This window comes from Actinosynnema mirum DSM 43827, assembly GCF_000023245.1.
GTDB classification, from domain to species: domain Bacteria; phylum Actinomycetota; class Actinomycetes; order Mycobacteriales; family Pseudonocardiaceae; genus Actinosynnema; species Actinosynnema mirum.
This window is the reverse complement of the sequence record NC_013093.1, coordinates 5,019,567-5,035,636: the sequence shown is the minus strand read 5'-3', so window position 1 is coordinate 5,035,636 and position 16,070 is coordinate 5,019,567. Positions and strand designations below refer to the sequence as shown.

12 protein-coding genes are annotated in these 16,070 nt (G+C 75.0%); 7 read left to right on the top strand and 5 right to left on the bottom strand.

The annotated features are described in order from the left end of the window. Positions 1-4 precede the first annotated feature (4 nt). Together AMIR_RS21290 and AMIR_RS21285 are read right to left on the bottom strand one after the other, a co-directional pair. On the bottom strand, positions 5-688 hold the full coding sequence (locus AMIR_RS21290; protein ID WP_015803015.1) for a DUF2306 domain-containing protein: 684 nt from the start codon (positions 686-688) through the stop codon (positions 5-7). A 123-nt stretch (positions 689-811) separates the two neighbouring features. Beyond that, positions 812-1,249, bottom strand: coding sequence for a MarR family winged helix-turn-helix transcriptional regulator (locus tag AMIR_RS21285; protein WP_015803014.1), 438 nt, complete (start codon positions 1,247-1,249; stop codon positions 812-814). A gap of 101 nt (positions 1,250-1,350) precedes the next feature. Here AMIR_RS21285 and AMIR_RS21280 point away from each other — a divergent pair, with 101 nt between their 5' ends. After that, the gene (locus tag AMIR_RS21280; protein WP_015803013.1) at positions 1,351-2,100 is read left to right on the top strand and encodes an alpha/beta fold hydrolase; all 750 of its coding nucleotides are present in this window, start codon (positions 1,351-1,353) and stop codon (positions 2,098-2,100) included. A gap of 135 nt (positions 2,101-2,235) precedes the next feature. Here the strand turns inward: AMIR_RS21280 and AMIR_RS21275 are convergent, their stop codons facing one another. Both AMIR_RS21275 and AMIR_RS21270 read right to left on the bottom strand, forming a co-directional pair. Continuing rightward, entirely contained in the window at positions 2,236-2,484 is a 249-nt protein-coding gene (locus AMIR_RS21275) for a hypothetical protein (protein WP_015803012.1), read from the bottom strand. Positions 2,485-3,259: 775 nt separating this feature from the next. After that, entirely contained in the window at positions 3,260-3,934 is a 675-nt protein-coding gene (locus AMIR_RS21270; RefSeq protein ID WP_041838115.1) for an AIM24 family protein, read from the bottom strand. A 172-nt stretch (positions 3,935-4,106) separates the two neighbouring features. Here AMIR_RS21270 and AMIR_RS21265 point away from each other — a divergent pair, with 172 nt between their 5' ends. Beyond that, the gene (locus AMIR_RS21265) at positions 4,107-4,514 is read left to right on the top strand and encodes a RidA family protein (RefSeq protein ID WP_015803010.1); all 408 of its coding nucleotides are present in this window, start codon (positions 4,107-4,109) and stop codon (positions 4,512-4,514) included. Between the two features lie 19 nt (positions 4,515-4,533). Here AMIR_RS21265 and AMIR_RS21260 read toward each other — a convergent pair whose 3' ends face one another. Beyond that, on the bottom strand, positions 4,534-4,836 hold the full coding sequence (locus AMIR_RS21260) for a hypothetical protein (RefSeq protein WP_015803009.1): 303 nt from the start codon (positions 4,834-4,836) through the stop codon (positions 4,534-4,536). 111 nt (positions 4,837-4,947) lie between these two features. Between AMIR_RS21260 and AMIR_RS21255 the strand changes: the two genes are divergently transcribed. From AMIR_RS21255 to AMIR_RS21240, 5 genes are all read left to right on the top strand, one after another. Next, on the top strand, positions 4,948-7,863 hold the full coding sequence (locus AMIR_RS21255; protein WP_015803008.1) for a DUF4132 domain-containing protein: 2,916 nt from the start codon (positions 4,948-4,950) through the stop codon (positions 7,861-7,863). 123 nt (positions 7,864-7,986) lie between these two features. After that, positions 7,987-11,514 (top strand): DUF4132 domain-containing protein, encoded by a 3,528-nt coding sequence (locus AMIR_RS36000; protein WP_143760834.1) that lies wholly within the window; start codon positions 7,987-7,989, stop codon positions 11,512-11,514. A 417-nt stretch (positions 11,515-11,931) separates the two neighbouring features. Continuing rightward, a complete protein-coding gene (locus AMIR_RS39385) occupies positions 11,932-12,264 on the top strand; it encodes a hypothetical protein (RefSeq protein ID WP_015803005.1) in 333 nt (110 codons plus the stop codon). 336 nt (positions 12,265-12,600) lie between these two features. Further along, positions 12,601-14,688 carry a serine hydrolase domain-containing protein gene (locus tag AMIR_RS21245; RefSeq protein ID WP_015803004.1) on the top strand — a complete coding sequence of 696 codons (2,088 nt, stop codon included), beginning with the start codon at positions 12,601-12,603 and terminating at the stop codon, positions 14,686-14,688. A gap of 70 nt (positions 14,689-14,758) precedes the next feature. Continuing rightward, a complete protein-coding gene (locus AMIR_RS21240; protein WP_015803003.1) occupies positions 14,759-16,048 on the top strand; it encodes a sensor histidine kinase in 1,290 nt (429 codons plus the stop codon). The last annotated feature ends 22 nt before the right edge of the window (positions 16,049-16,070 follow it).

The following is a 16,070-nucleotide window of genomic DNA, read 5'->3' as shown; positions in this document are numbered from 1 at the left end:
CAGCTCAGCCGATCGCGGCGGTCTGCGTCGGCGCGGGCGCTGACTTGCGGGTCTTGGGCGCCAGCATCCGGTGCACGATGAAGTACTCGGCGATCAGCACGTTCCCGAGCAGCCCGGCCCACGCGCTCGTGGTGTACATGTCCCGGTAGTCCACCCACGGCAGCAGCGCCATGCCGGTCAGCTGGTAGACCCGCAGCGTCACGGCGGCGAACGTCAGCGTGTAGTTGCGGACCGTCCACACCCGGTGCATCCGCACGTCGCCGCGCCGGATCGTCCGGTACGCCTCGAACGCCGTGTACAGCCACGCCACGATCAGCATGGTGAACACCACCTGCAGCGGGAACCCGCTGGGCGTCACGACCGTCGCGTAGGCCGACGTCGCCGAGGCCGCGACGACCGAGAGCAGGTAGACCCGCCCGGAGATCCGGTGCGCGCGCGGGAAGCGGGCCCGCAGCCTCGGCACGAACTGCAGCGGCCCGATCAGCAGCGTCAGCCCGGCGGGCACCGAGTGCAGGACCAGGCTCGTGTAGTAGCCGACGATGGTCCGGTCGAGGGGGAAGTTCGCGCCGCCGGTCAGGTAGGGCGGGACCGAGATGGCCGTGATGGCGATCGCGAGCACGGTCACCAGGCCCCAGGAGGCCCACCACCAGCGGCGGCGGGCGGTCGGGGACAGGGCTGCGGAGGACATGCGCGGGGCTCCAATGCTCGGACGCGACCGGGTGCGGTCGCGCTGTGACGAGCCCTGATGGTGGTCGCCGGGGCGGCTCCCGCGCGTCGGTCGGAGTTGCCCAGATCCGGTGCGCGGCGATGCCTAGGCAATCCCGCCCGGCGCCTGCTCCCCACCGCCCAACGCCTTCTCCAGCAGCACGAGCAGCTCCGTCCGCTCGCGGTCGGTCAGCACGCCCACGGTCTCCTCCAGCACCTCGTCGACGATCCCGGACCCGGCCTCGTGCGCGGCGATCCCCTCGTCGGTCAGCGCGTGCCGCACCGCCCGCCCGCCGCCGTCGACCCGCCGCAGCAGGCCGCGCTCGACCATGCGCTTGGCCAGCTCGCCCATCGACTGGTCGGTCTGGAAGGTCAGCGCGGCGAGCGCGCGCAGCGAGGCGTCCGGGTCCTCGCGCAGGTGCCGCAGCACGTCCCACTGCACCAGCGACAGCCCTGCGCCCGCCAGCAGCCGCCGGGTGGCCTCCCGGTGGTGCCGCCACTGCAACCGCTTGACCGCCAGTCCGACCCGCTGCTTCGAAGGCACGCCGAGAGCGTAGGCAACCCCGGCGACGGCTGCAAGGTTGCTTAGTTAAGGAACCTGACCTAAGGTTCCTTAACTAACAGGACCGCCCCGAGGAGGCACCCGTGAGCACCACCCGGATCGCAGGCATCACCGTCGAGCAGCACGACCGCACCCGCGCGTTCCTGCTCCTGCACGGCGGCGCGGGCGTCCCCACCGTGCGGTCCTTCGCCGCCCTGCTCGCCGAACGGGCGGGCGCGCGGGTCCTGGTCCCCACGCACCCCGGTTTCGGCGGCGCCGACCGCCCCGACTCCCCGACCACCACGCGCGACCTGGCCGCCGCGTACGCCGACCTGCTCGACCGCCTCGACCTGACCGGCGTCACCGTCGTCGGCAACTCCTTCGGCGGCTGGGTGGCCGCCGAGCTCGCCCTGCTGGGCAGCCCCCGCGTCACCGAGGTGGTGGTGGTCGACGGCATCGGGATCGAGGTCGACGGCCACCCGCTCACCGACGTGCGGGGCCTGAGCCCGCAGGAGCTGCGCGCGCTGTCCTTCCACGACCCCGCCAAGGCGCCCGGCCCGCAGAGTCCCGGCCCGCAGGCCCCCGGCGCGCCCGGTCCGAGCCCGGACGTGCGCGCCCTGCTCGCCTACGCGGGCCCCACGATGTCCGACCCGACCCTGCTGGGCAGGCTCGCCGCGACCGAGATCCCCGTCCACGTCGTGTGGGGCGCGAGCGACGGCATCGTCGACGTCGGCTACGGCCGGGCGTACGCCGCCGCGATCCCCGGCGCCCGCTTCACCGTCCTGCCGGACTCCGGCCACCTGCCGCAGGTCGAGACGCCGGAGGCGCTGCTCGCCGCGCTCCTGGACGGCTGACGGGCCCCACTGCCAGGTGCCGCCCGCGGGGGGAGTGTTGCGCCCGGCACCCGCACGGGTTCGCGTCACCGCGCTGCTCGGCAGCCTCGTCACCGCGGTGGGGACCGCCTCGGCGGCCCCGTCCAGCTACTACCGCTACCCGATCACCAGGGTGAACGTCGACTCCGCCGCGCCCACCACGTCGAACGGCGCCGCCGAGGCCACGACCGGGACCTGGGTCGACGAGACCGGGACCGTCCCTCCGCGAAGGAGTGCCCCGGCTACCCCCGGTGGGACGCGCGCGACGCCGTCGCGCGGGCCGTCGCCCAGGGGCGCGGGTCCCTCGCGGTGGTGGTGCGCGTCGCCGAGGAGCACCGGGGCGACCCGACCGGGTCGCGCGTGCACGACGTGTCGAGCTCCGGGCTGAGCGTCACCTGCAACCACCCGCCCGCGACCCCGTCCGCCCTGCTGCTGGACCACGTCGCGTGCGGCGCCCACCCGTACGTCACCACCGGCCGCCCGGTCGTCTCGGCAGGCACGAGCGACCCCGACGGCGACCGCAGGACCGGGCAGTTCGCGTTCTGGCCGGTGGCCGAACCGGAGCGGCACGGCGACGATCCGGTGGACGCCGTCCAGGGCCGACTACTTCTCCCTCCCCGTCGAGGGCGTCACCGAGAGCGGGGGGCACCGACTCGCGGTCGCACTCGTTCTGGGTGAAGAAGCTCCCCTGACCGCGACCGGCCCGCGGTTCCCGCGCGCTGTGCGTCGGGGCACAACGGGAACCGGCCCGACCGCGACCGCTACCTCGGCCAGTCCACCGAGTCCTCGTTCGAGCTGCTGCTGGAGCTGGGGCGGATCTTCGACGTGCGGCAACGGGCTGCCCGCCGTCCTCGCGGGCGGCGTCTACGACGACGTCGTGGCGCGGGCCGGTGGCGTGAACGCGTTCGGTCATCGGGCTGTTCGGCCCGGAGGGCGACCCGGCCGCCCTGGCCGACGACCTGTTCGCCCGGTTCCCGCACTGGAAAGCCGCCGAAAGCCGCCCAGGAGCGCGACTCCACGTCCCTGTCCGACTCGCTCTACCAGGGCCCGCTGAACGCGATCGCCCTGGAGAGGCTCGTGACGCCCTGCACGGCTGAACCGCCTGGGGCGCCTCGGTTTCGAGGCGCCCCAGGCGATCCGGTCAGCCCGCGGCCTGGGGCGGCGGGTGCCCCTCGGAGGCCTGCACGACCACGATGCCCTGGCCGCTCAGCGCCAGCTGGTACGCCTCGCCGGACCCGCGCCCGATCATCGCGCCCAGCTTGGCGGTCTTCTTGATCGAGGACTGGAGCGAGGTCGACCACAGCACGGCGGACTGCATGTCCACGTAGGTGGGCACGTCCACGTTCAGCACGACGGGCGTCCCGAACGCGGTGACGGCGAGCGCGCCGGTGCCGGTGAACGTGGTGTTGAACAGCCCGCCGCTGAGCATCGACGCGCCCTCGACGCGGTTGATGTCCCACTTGAGGCCGCTCTCGAACGCGAGCACGTTGCCGCCGTTGACGGTGACGGACTCGTTCTCCAGGTGCAGCACGAAGATCTCGTCGGCGTCCTGCGCGAGGAAGACGTCGCCGCTGCCGGAGACCTTCATCAGCGACATGCCCTCGCCGGTGAACGCCTTCTTGAACAGCTTGCCGATCCCGCCGGCGCCCTCGTAGGCGAAGTCGACGTCGCCCTGGTAGGCGACCATGGACCCCTGCTTGGCGAAGAAGAACCCGCCGCTGCCGGTGAGGTCGACCTTGAGCATCCGCTCGTTCTGGAGCTGGAAGCTCCCCGGCTCGACTTGCCGCTCGGCGTGGTTGAACAGTGAACTCCGCATGATCGGCATCGTCCCGGGTCCGGTGGCGCGCCGCGCGCTGATCGCGTGCGCCGCTTCCGGGTCCGGAGTAGCGCTCGTCACGTCCACGCATTCCATAGCATTGCTTTGTTATGTTCATGGGGCGCGGCGAGCCCACGAGGGGCCCGCCCACCGACCACGTTGGAGACCGGCCGTGGCCATCACGTTGATCAACCCCGAGGGCCTGCCCGAGGTGCCGCCCTACCGCCAGCTGTCCGTGGCCACCGGCTCGAAGCTGCTGTTCCTGGCCGGTCAGGTGTCCTGGGACGCCACCGGGGCGACGGTCGGCGATGGCGACCTGGCCGAGCAGGTGGCCCAGTGCTACCGCAACGTCGCGAAGGGCCTGGCGGGCGCCGGGGCGACCCTCGCGGACCTGGCCAAGCTGACCGTCTACGTCGTGGACTGGACCCCGGACAAGATGCCCCAGTTCCTGGAGGGCGTGGCCCGGGCGGCGGCCGACCTCGGCGGCGTCCCGGTCCCACCCGCGAGCCTGATCGGCGTCGCCGCGCTGGACGTGCCCGAGCACCTGGTCGAGGTGGAGGCCGTGGCGGTCCTGGACTGACCCGCGGCGCGGGAGCGGCTCACCCCAGCTCGACGGCCAACCGCTCCCGCGCCCGCCGCAGCACCTCGTCCTCCCAGGCCGCCTCGACGGTCCCGACGCGGTACGGGCCGCCGAGCGCACGCGAGAGGGCTTCCGCGACGCCCGTGATCCAGTCCTGGTCCTCGTCGTGCCGCAAAGGCAAGAGGCCCAGCAGTTGCGCGAGCAGTCCGCTGTGGACTTCCTTCCGCTGGTGCTCCCCGGTGGCGGACACCGCGACCATCCGCACGAACCCCATCGGATCGTTCTCCGCCCCGGCCTGCTTGATCCGCTTGCCCCGCCTCACCGAACCCCCACCCCGACCACCACGTGCTCCTCGTCCTCGATCCCGCCCCCGAGGGGAACCGGTTTTGTCGTACCCCGCCGCTACCGTCCACCCCGACGGAAAAGGGGAGCGATGGACGCCACCGAGAGCACCTACGCCATGGGGCCGGCCCTGGCGCGCCACGTGCTGCCCCGGCGCGGCGACGGCAGCGCCCCCGAGCCGCGGAAACCCCCAGGTCCCGCCGACCTGGCCCTGGTCGCCGACCTCTGCCTGCGCGCCCGCTCCCGCGTCGCCGCGGTCCCCCGGCTCGACACCTTCCTGCGCGGCGTCCCCGACCCGTTCGGCGCGGCCGTGCTCTACCGCGCGCTCGACAGCCTGGTCACCTCCCCCGGCAAGGCCAAGGCGCAGCGCCTGCTCACCCGCCGCTGGGCCGCCGACCACGGCCTGCCGTTCGCCGCCGGGGCGGTCACCGCCGCCACCGCCCTCACCCTCTCCTACCAGCACGACCCCCACCCCGCACCCGAGGACCAGCACTACCACCCCTTCTGGACGCTCCACCGGGGCGCCGTCCCCCTCCGGCACGACCTCGCGCACGCGCCCGACGAGGTCCGCGCCGCCGCCCGCACCGCGATCGCCCGCCACCGCACCACCCCGGCCGCCCGCGCCATCGCCGCGTTCCTGCTGCCCGACGACCCGACCTGGACCGTCGAGCTGTGCGCCGAGATCGCCGCCGCCGACCCGGACGCCCCCGGCCACGACCTGGCCCTCCTCGTCGCCACCGTCGCCGACCGCGCCCAGTTCGAGACCGTCGTCGACCGCGCCGACCCGGAGTGCCTCACCTCCCGCTCGTGGGCCCTGCCGACCCTGGTCGCCACCCTCGGCCCAGGCGCCGCCCTGCCCGGCCTCACCCGCCTGCTCCCCACCCTCACCGCGCCCCAGCGCGCGAAGGTCCTGGACGTCATCGCCGAGTTCCCGTCCGACGACGCGTTCACCCTCGTGCTGACCGCCGGAACCCCGCCCGTCCAGCGCAAGGCCCGCGACCGCTTCCCGCTCCGCGCCGCCCGCCTCGCCCCGGAACCCGAGCCCACCCCGAGGCCTGCCCACCCCGAGGCGGACCCGGCCGACCTGCCCAGCCCGCTCGTGAACCCGCCGTGGGAAACGCCGAAACCCCAGGTCAAGCCCCTGCGCGTCGCCGACCGCCCGCACGAGCGCTGGCTGCCGGGGGAGCGCGAGGAGTGGGCCGCCCGCCCCCTGCCCGAGGAGTTCGCCGACCCCGGCGGGCTCCCCGACTGGCCCGAGGCCGTCGCCGCCCTCCACGCGGGCGCGCTCGCCCGGCACCAGCAGCTCACCCTCCTCCTGAACGCCCCCGAGGCCGTCGTCGCCCCCGTGCTCGCCACGTGGCGCCCCGACTACCCCGTGCGCCTCGCCGACTGGGCCCACCGCCTGGCCGCCACGCACGGCCACGCCGCGTCCGCCTTCCTCAGGGACGCCGTCAAGCACGTCCCGCGCGTCGCGGCCTCGGCCCTGGTCCCGCTGGCCGACGCCGACACCTCCAAGCTCCTGGCCACCCAGCTGCTGCGCCGCACGCCCCCGCTCGCCGAGGTCACCGCCTACTTCACCCGCCACGGCGCGCACGCCCTGCGCCCCCTCCTGCCCGCCCTGCTCGGCGGACCGGGGCCGTCCCGCCGCGCGGCCGAGGCGGCGCTGCGCCTGCTCGCGGGCCCCGAGCACCGCGAGCCGCTCCTGGAGATGGCCGCCGAACTCGGTCGCGCCGACGCCCTGCGCGCCCTCCTCGACGCGGGACCGCTCGACTCGCTCACCCCCACCACCCCACCGGGCTGGCTGAACCGCGCGATCCCCGCCCTGCCCCCGGTGCTCGTGGCGGGCCGCGCCCTGCCCGAGCCCGCCGTGCGCAACCTGCTGCACGTCCTCGCCGCCCACCCCGACGCCCGCCGCGCGGGCCTCGTCCCGGTCAAGCGGGTCTGCGAGGCGGGGTCGTTGGCGCGCTTCGGCTCCGCCCTCCTGGAGCGCTGGCTCGCCGAGGGCGCCGAACCCGCGTCCACCTGGGTCCTGGAGGCCCAGTCCGACCTCGCCGACGACCGCGCCACCGCCGAGCTCACCGCGCTGGTCGCGCGCTGGCCGGGCGAGGGCGACCACCAGCGCGCCACGACCGGGCTGGCGGTCCTGGCGGGCATCGGCACCGAGGAGGCGCTGCGCGGCCTGGACCGCATCGCCCGCACCGCCAAGTTCCCCGTGCTCAGGGCGGACGCGACCCGCCGGATCGCCGAGGCCGCCCGCGCGGTCGGCCTGGACGCCGAGCAGCTCGCCGACCGCCTCGTCCCGCACGGCCGCCCCGCCGCCGCGGTGGTCCGCGACCAGACCAAGCGCCTGGAGCGCGCGATGGTCGAGGGCCGGACGTGGAGCGCGGCCGAGTTCCACGGCGTCCTGCGCGCCAACCCGCTGCTGCGCGACCTGGTCGACCGCCTGCTCTGGTCCACGGCGGGCGGAACCCGCTTCCGCGTCGCCGAGGACGGCACCGCGGCCGACCTCGTGGACACCCCGGTCCCGCTGCCCGACGACACCCGGCTGCACGTCGTCCACCCGCTGGGCCTGGGCGCCGACCTGCCCGCGTGGGCCGAGCTGCTCGCCGACCACGAGGTCGTCCAGCCCTTCCCGCAACTGGGCCGCCCGGTGGTCGCGCTGACCGCCGCCGAGCGCGCCACCAGCACCCTGACCAGGTTCGACGGCGCGCAGGCCGCACCGGGGGCGCTGCTCGCCCTGGTGCGGCGCGGCTGGCGGCGCGAGGACCTCGGCGGCGGCCGGTCCGAGCCGTGGCTGACCAAGCCCCTGCACGGCAGCACCGAACTCGTCCTGCACCTGGACCGGGGCGTGCCGTTCGGCTCCTTCGCCGGGCTCCCGCGCATCCGGCTCGGCGCGCTCGACCTGGTCGACCAGGGCTCCCCCGGCCCCGAGCCCCTGTTCGGCGACCAGGACCCGGTCCGGCTGTCCGAGGAACTGGCGCACCTCGCCGCCGCCGCGCCCCGCTGACGACCCCTGACGACCCGATCGGGCGAACCCGCCTCCCCCCGGCCTCCCCGGCCCCCGGAAATTGTCAGACCCCCTCGTTAGCGTCCTGACCAGCGATTCCCAGCGAGGGGAAGGGTGTCCACGGTGGACAGGTACGTCATGGGGGGCGCGCGGGCGCGGCAGGTGCTGCCCCGGCGCGGTGACGGTCGGGGGCCGGGCGCGCCGGTCGTGGCCACGGGACAGGACCGGGCCGTGGTCGACGCGCTCGTCGGCAGGGCGCGCGACGCGGTGCACCCGTCGGGCGAGCACTTCGCGGCGCTGAACGCCCTGTTCGCCGGTGATCCCGAGCCGATGGGGGCGGCGCTGCTCTACCACGCGCTGTGCGCGAGGGTGCACTCGCCGAACCTGGGCAAGGCGCTGGCGCTGCTGGTGGTCGACTGGACCGGCAGGCACGGGGTCCCGTTCGCCGCCGAGGCCGTCCTCGCCGCCACGGGCATCCGGATGGACGGCGGCCCGGTGCTGGTGGACGGCCGCACCGCCTGGTGCCACGAGAAGGCGGACCCGGACACGTTCTACTCCTCGCTCCACGTGTTCGACCGGGGCGCGGTGCTGCTGCGCCGCGCGCTCGCCACCGCGCCCGACGAGGTCCGCGCCGCGGCGCTGGCCGCGATGCAGCCGCACCGCGACGCGAACATGGCAGCGCGCGTCCTCGCGTCGTTCCTCGTGCCCGACGAGAACGCGTGGGCCGACGACCTGTTCGCCCGCGTCGGCGCTCCGGGGCCGTACCGCGCAGGCAACGACTTCGCCATGCTCGCCGCGAGCGCGCGCACCCCCGACGACCTGGACCGGTTCCTGCACCTGAGCGACCTGTACGGCCTGGACGCGCGCGGCTGGGCGTTCCCGACGCTGGTCGACGCGATCGGTCCGAGGGCGGTGTTGCCGAGGCTGGTGTCGCTGCTGCCGAGGTTGACGAAGGCGTTGCGCGGCAAGGTGCTCGACCTGGTCGCCGAGTTCCCGTCGGACGCGGCGTTCGCCGTCGTGGCCGAGCACGCCGACACCCACCCGATCCCGCTGCGGACGGCCAGGAAGCTGTTCCCGGAGCGCGCGTCCCGCATCCGCCCCGCCGCACCCGCCACGAACCACGGCCTGCCGGAGGCGCCCCCGACCGACCTGCCCAGGCCACTGGCCGACCCGCCGTGGGAGACGCGCCGGGTGAAGTTCCCGAAGGTCAAGGGCCTGAAGGTGATCGACCGGCCGGGCGAGTCGTGGCTGCCGGGCGAACGCGAGGAGTGGGCGTCCCGCCCGCTGCCCGCGCACCTGGTGAAGACGACGGGCCTGCCGGAACTCGCCGCGCCCGAGTCGGCGGCCCCGGCGCGCTCCGACGAGCCACCCGGTGCTCCGGGACTCGGCACCGCCGCGTCGCTGGCGTCCGGGACTCCAGGACCCGGAGCCGCCGCGCCAACGGTGTCCGGCACCACCTCGCCGGGAGCCGCCGCCACGAACCCAGGGTCTGGCACCACGAACCCGCTGTCCGGCGTCGCCGCGCCCCCAGGGTCTGGTGCCCCCGCGAACCCAGGGGCCGGTGCTGCCACGAACCCGCTGTCTGGCGCTGCCGTGAACCCAGGGTCCGGTGCCGCCTCACCCGATCCAACCCCCACCCCCGCTCCCACTCCGTCGATCGACTGGCCGGAGGCGGTGCGGGCGACGATCGCGGGGGAGCACGGGTCGAAGCGGCAGCACGCGGTGCTGCTCAACGCGCCGCCCGACCTGCTCCCCGAACTCCTGGAGCGCTGGGAGCCCGCGTCGTTCTGGGACCTGCCCGACTGGGGTCCCCGCCTGGTCGCCACCCACGGCCACGCCGCCGCCACGCTGCTGTGGCGGGCGCCCGCCTCGCAGGAGCACGCCGTGGCGTCCGTGCTCCTCCCGCTCACCGACGCCCGCAGCGCGTCCCGGTTCGCCCGCTGGCTCACCAGTCGGGGCGGTCCCGTCGAGCGGGCCACCGAGCACTTCACCCGGCACGGCGCGCAAGCGCTGCGCCCGCTGATCCCGGCCCTGCTCAACCGCCCGAACCCGAACCGTCCCACCCCCGCTGGCCAGGCCGCCGAGGCCGCGCTGCGGGTGGTCGCCACGCCCGAGCGCGTCGCCGAGGTGCTGGCGGTGGCCGCCGAGTACGGCCCGGAGGCCGAGGCGGCGGTGCGGGTGCTGCTGGACAGCGACCCGCTCGACGTCCTCCTCGCGCACGCCCCCGCCCTGCCCGACTGGCTGGACACCGCCGTGCCCGAACTGCCGCCGGTGCTGCTGGCGGACGGCCGGGCGCTGCCCGAGTCGGCGGTCCGGAACCTGCTGCGCGTGCTCGCCGCCGCCCCCGACGCCCGCGCGGCGGGGCTGGAACCGGTGAAGCGGGTGTGCGCGCCCGAGCCGCTGGCCCGGTTCGGGTTCGCGCTGCTGCGGCTGTGGCTGCGCGAGGGCGCCGAGCCGAAGCACTTCTGGGTCCTGCAGTCCCAGGGGCTCCTCGGCGACGACCGGACCGCCGTCGACCTCGCCGAGCTGGTCGGCGCCTGGCCGGGTCAGGGCGCGCACCAGCGGGCCGCGGTGGGGTTGGACGCGCTGGTCGGGATCGGCACCAAGGTCGCGATGCACCAGCTCGACACCATCGCGCGCAAGGCCAAGTTCAAGAGCGTCGAGGGCGCGGCGCGGGCGCGGGTGCGGGAGGTCTCGGCCAAGCTCGGCCTCACCGACGAGCAGTTCGCCGACCTGATGGTCCCGGACTTCGGCCTCACCGCCGGGGAGGTCTTCGACTACGGCCCGCGCCGGTTCACGCTCGCGTTCGACGAGCTGCTCACCCCGCTGCTGGTCACCGCGGACGGCAAGCGCCGCAAGAGCGCCCCGAAGCTCGCCGATACCGATGACCGGGAGCTCGCGCAGGCCGCGCAGGACCGGTTCAAGGCGCTGTGCAAGGGAATCCGCACCGTCGCCCGCGACCAGCTGGCCCGGATGGAGCGGGCGATGGTGTCGGGGCGGACGTGGACGGTCCGGGAGTTCCGCGAGGTGATCCTCGGCCACCCGCTGCAGCGCGACCCGGTCGAGCGCCTGGTGCTGTCCCTGCTCGACGGCGACGGCGACCGGGTGACGCACTTCCGCCTGTCCGAGGACGGCACGGCGGCGGACCTGTCCGAGACGACCGTCCCCCTCCCCGATGACGCGCTCCTGCGCATCGCCCACCCGGTGCACCTGGGCCCGGACGTCGCGGCGTGGTCGGAGCTGTTCGCCGACTACGAGATCGTGCAACCGTTCCAGCAGCTGGGCAGACGCGTGTTCACCCTGACCGACGAGGAACGCGCGGGCTCGACCGTGACCCGCTTCGACGGTGTCCCCGCGAAGCCGGGCAGACTCCTCGGCCTGCTGCGCCACGGCTGGGAGCGCAGGGGCTACGGCCAGTGGCTCGCGTCGCGCCCCTCGGACGACGTGATCATGCAACTGGCCCTGTCCCGCGACCTGCCGCACAGCTCCTTCGACGGCCTCCCGGACATCCCGGTGGGCCCGGTCCACCTGCACCACGAGCGAGACGACGAGAGGACGAAAGACCCCGACCACCCCCCGCTGTTCGCCGACCAGGACCCGATCAAGGTCTCCGAGGCCCTGGCGGCACTGGCGACGGCACTGCAGAAGTGACCACGAGAGATGACCGAGCAGAAGTGACCGCGTGGAAGGCGGTGGGGGAGAGGTAGGCGGGTGGGGCAGACGCGTGGCCGAGGGATGCCTGGGATGCCTGGGGCAGGGCGCACCGCCGGGCGCGCGTGTCGGCCGCCACCACCAGGGCTTGTGGGGAGCGCGCTGCCGGAGCTCGCTGCTGGGCTGGCGGTAGTGCCTTGAGCTGCGGGTTCGGCGTGCGCCGCCGTTACCTTGCGGTGCAAGGTAACGCGTGTCGCATGGAAGCCGGGGGCGTCGAGCGCAGTCCGCTGGCGCAGATGCGCCGGGGGTCGTGGAGCACTGCGTGCTCGCCCTGCTCCGCGAGCGCGAGCGGTACGCGGTCGAGCTGGTCGAGGTGTTGCGGGAGCGCGGGCTCATCGCCGGCGAGGGGGAACGCGCGTGAACGAGTCCATCGACGAGCACCCGAGCGTGAGCAGCAACAGTGCGAACAGCGACAGCAACAGCGATGAGGGCAGTGGCGGCAACGTGGCCGCGGTGAGGGCCCCGGCAGCCGAACCGCCCGCGCGGCTCCCGCTCACCAAGGTCGACATCGCCGGTCTGGTGCTGCTGCTCATCGGGCCCGCGCTGTTCCCGCCCATCGGCTACCTGGCCGGCGCCCTCCTGATCGTCGTCTCACCGCGCTGGCCGACAACCCCAGGAGCGAGCTGGGGCGGTTCCTCCGGTTCGGGATGTCCGTGCTGCTCTGCACCGCGCTCCAGGTCACCGCCCTGATCCTCCAGTGGCACCGCGCCGGTGGTCGACCGTTCACCGCCTGACCACAACCCCCGAGTGACGCGCAGCGCCCGGCCCGCCCTCCCCGCGGACCGGGCCCCGCATCCCTGCGGACCGGGCACCCCGCCATGTCCGCCTCACCGCGCCCGCCCCACCACGCGCGCCGCGTTGTCGTCCCCGCGCAGGAGGCGACCTCCTACTCAAGTCGCAAACCGATCCCCGCCCTGCGCCAGAAGACCCACCCCCGCCGCCCGCAATAGCTTCTAGGGCAACCGAAGCCGGACCGCGCAGCCACCTGGTCCGGCCCACCCCGTCCCGGAAGGCAGCACCGAGCACGTGAGCCCCCACGACGCACCCCCGAGGCCCTCGGCGCCGACGCGCGCCGCCCGTTCGCGCAGGGTCGGCGCGCTGGTCGCGGTCGCCGCCGCCGCGCTGCTCGCCGGTTGCGGCGCGGCGCCCGGCCAGGGGCCCGCCCCGCACGTCACCACCCCCGCCGCGCCCGAGACCGCCCGGCTCACCCCGGCCGACGTCAACGCCTGGCTCGACGGCGTCATCCCGGCCGGTCTGGAGAACGGCGGGGTCGTCGGCGCCACGGTCTCCGTCGTCCACGACGGCCAGGTCCTCACCGCGCGCGGCTACGGGCTCGCCGACACCGGCGAGAACGGCAACACCGGCGAGGCCCCCACCCCGGTCGACCCGGAGAAGCACCTGTTCCGGCCCGGTTCGGTGTCCAAGCTGGTCACCGCCACCGCCGTCATGCAGCAGGTCCAGGCGGGCAAGATCGACCTGGACGCCGACATCAAGCAGTACCTCGACTTCGACCTCCCCACCGAGTTCGACACCCCCATCACCACCCGCCACCTGCTCACCCACACCCCCGGTTTCGAGGAGCGCGTCGCCAACCTGCTCCGCCTGGACGGCGTCCCCGCGAACCTGCGCGAGGCGCTGGTGACCGACCCGCCCGCGCAGGTGTACGCGCCGGGCACCACCCCCGCGTACTCGAACTACGGCAACTCCCTCGCCGGCTACCTGGTCGAGCGGGTCACCGGCACCCGGTTCGAGGAGTACGTGGAGCGCGAGGTCTTCGACCGGATCGGCATGACCTCCTCCTCGTTCGAGCAGCCCCTGCCCGAACGCCTGAAGGACCGCATGTCCGGCGGCTACAACGACTCCGCCAACCCCGTCGCGCAACCGTTCGAGATCGTCACCACCCCGCCCGCCGGCGCGCTGACCGCCTCCGCCACCGACATGGCCCGCTTCATGCTGGCCCACCTCGGCGCCCAGACCGGCGGCACGCCGCTGCTGGACGAGGCCACGATGAAGCTCATGCACGAGGGCGCGCTCGACGCCGAGCAGCTCGGCGGCCTGGCCGACGGCCCGCGCATGACCCTGGGCTTCTTCGACGAGAGCCGCAACGGCCACCGGATCATCGGCCACGGCGGCGACACCAACTTCTTCCACTCGCACCTCCAGCTCTACCCCGGCGCGGGCGCGGGCAAGGGCACCGGCCTGTTCGTCTCGTTCAACAGCACCGGCGTCAACGGCGGCGTGCAGGGCGTGCGCAACGCCGTGCTGAACGGCTTCGCCGACCGCTACTTCCCGAAGGGGGCCAGCACCGGGGGCACGAGCACCGAGGGCGCCTCGGCGATGGAGTACGACCACGACGCCGCCCCGCTCGCCCGCGACGAGGCCGTGGAGCTCGCCGCGCGGGTCCAGGGCGAGTACGACTCGTCCCGCCGCATGGACTCCACGCTGCTCTCCGCGATCGACCTGACCAGCCGCACCACCGTGACCGCCCGCGAGGACGGCACCCTGCTGTTCCAGCCCGGCCCCGCCTCCGCGAGCCCGGCCGTCTACGAGGCCGTCGGCGAGCACACCTGGCGCGAGGTCGGCGGCCAGCGCGTGCTGGCCACCCGGATCGAGGACGGCCGCGTCACCGGCATCGCCTACGAGGACGTGTTCACCCTGCTGCCCACCCCGGCGCAGCGCTCGGCGGGCCTGGTGCTGCCGGTGCTGCTCGGCTCGCTCGTGGTCCTCGTGCTGGCCGTCGTCTCCTGGCCGATCGCCGCCGTCGCCCGCCGCAGCGCGGGTGTCGCGCCCCGTGACCGCGCCGGTCGCCTCGCCCGCGTCCTGGCCAAGGTCGGCACCCTGTCCGGCGTGCTCGCCGCCGCGGGCTGGGCCGCCTCGGTGACGGCGCTCATGCAGCTCCAGGAGATCCCCGCCGCGCAGATCCGCTCCCTGCAGCTGCTCCAGCTGCTCGCGGCCCTCGCGGTGGTCCCGGCGGGCGTCCGCCTGTACGACGACGCCCGCCGCCGCACCGGCTGGACCAGGGTGGTCGGCAGCGCGCTGGTGCTGCTGGCGCTGATCGGCCTCGCCTGGTTCGCCGTGGAGTTCAACTTCCTGGCGCCGGACATCTCCTACTGACCCCACCCCAGGCGCGCGCCGGGCCACCCCGCCCGGCGCGCGCCGGACCGCACCGAGGACGCTCACGCTCATGGACGACCACCCCCGTGGCGCCTGGCCCCCTGGCAGGCTCGACCGACTGCTCACCCGGATCGGCGTGACCGGCCCCCTCGCCAGGGACTGCCTGCTGGCGGTGGTCGTCGCGGCGCTCAGCGCCGGGATGCTCCTGGTCCTGTTCGAGGTCGACCTGCCCTCGTCGCCCACCGTGTTCAGCGCCACCCGCAAGCTCGCGATCAGCGCGCTGATCCTGGCGCAGGCGCTGCTGCTGTGCCTGCGCCGGGTCGCCCCCGTGCCGCTGATGGCGGTCATGGCGGTCATCCAGGCGGCCATCACGATCGCCACGCCCGACGCGGCCTCGGTGCGCGGGTTCGCCCCGTTCGTCGCGGCCATCACGCTCGGCTCGCTGCTGCCGGTGCGCCGGGCGGTCGCCGTCGCGGCGGCGGCGTCGGGCCTGGAGCTGGTCATCACGGTCGGCGCGCTGGCGCTCGGCCGGGTGTCGTCCATGTCGAGCATGGTGATGGGCTTCGCGCTGGAGCCGGACGTGCCCAGCTCGCCGTTCGCCGCGCTGCTCGGGCACACCGCCGCCAGCCTGCTCGCGTTCGTCGGCGGCGTGTTCGTGGGCAACTACTTCGCCACCCAGCGCCGCTACGCCGCCCTGCTGCGGCTGCGCGCCGACGAGGCCGAGCGCGAGCAGCGGGCCAGGATCGCCTCGGCCATCGGCGAGGAGCGCGCCCGCATGGCCCGCGAGCTGCACGACGTGGCCGCGCACCACCTGTCCGGCATGGTCGTGCAGGCCTCGGCCGTGGAGCGGCTGATCGACCGCGACCCGGCCGCCGCCAAGGAGGGCGTGGTGTGGCTGCGCGGGCAGGGCAGGGAGACGCTGGACAACCTGCGGGCGGTCGTGGGCGTGCTGCGCGGCGGCGCGGACGGCGAGGACGCGCCCGTGCCGGGCCTGGAGGTGCTGGACGGGCTGGTGCGCACCGCTGCCGACCTGGGCGCGCGGGTCGAGCTGGTGCGGGAGGGGCAGGAGCGGCCGGTGCCGCCGATCGCGGACATCGCGCTGTACCGGGTGGTGCAGGAGTCGCTGTCCAACGCCCGCCAGCACGCGCCCGGCGCGCCCGTGCGGATCAGCCTGCGCTACCTGCCCAGGAAGGTCGAGCTGGAGGTGGTCAACGACCGGCCCCGGCGGCCGGGCGGCGGACCGGGCAGCGGGGTCGGGCTGATCGGGATGCGCGAGCGCGCGCAGCTGATCGGGGCGGCGTTCACCGCCGCGCCGACGGCCGCGGGCGGCTGGTGTGTCATGGTGAGCCTCCCGACCTGACCCCGAAGGTGGAGGCCCTCCC

Excerpts from the sequence above, each read along its gene's own strand:
- AMIR_RS21290 (WP_015803015.1), bottom strand. The coding sequence starts at position 688 with ATGTCCTCCGCAGCCCTGTCCCCGACCGCCCGCCGCCGCTGGTGGTGG.
- AMIR_RS21270 (WP_041838115.1), bottom strand. The coding sequence starts at position 3,934 with ATGCGGAGTTCACTGTTCAACCACGCCGAGCGGCAAGTCGAGCCGGGG.
- AMIR_RS21255 (WP_015803008.1), top strand. The coding sequence starts at position 4,948 with ATGGACGCCACCGAGAGCACCTACGCCATGGGGCCGGCCCTGGCGCGC.
- AMIR_RS21240 (WP_015803003.1), top strand. The coding sequence starts at position 14,759 with ATGGACGACCACCCCCGTGGCGCCTGGCCCCCTGGCAGGCTCGACCGA.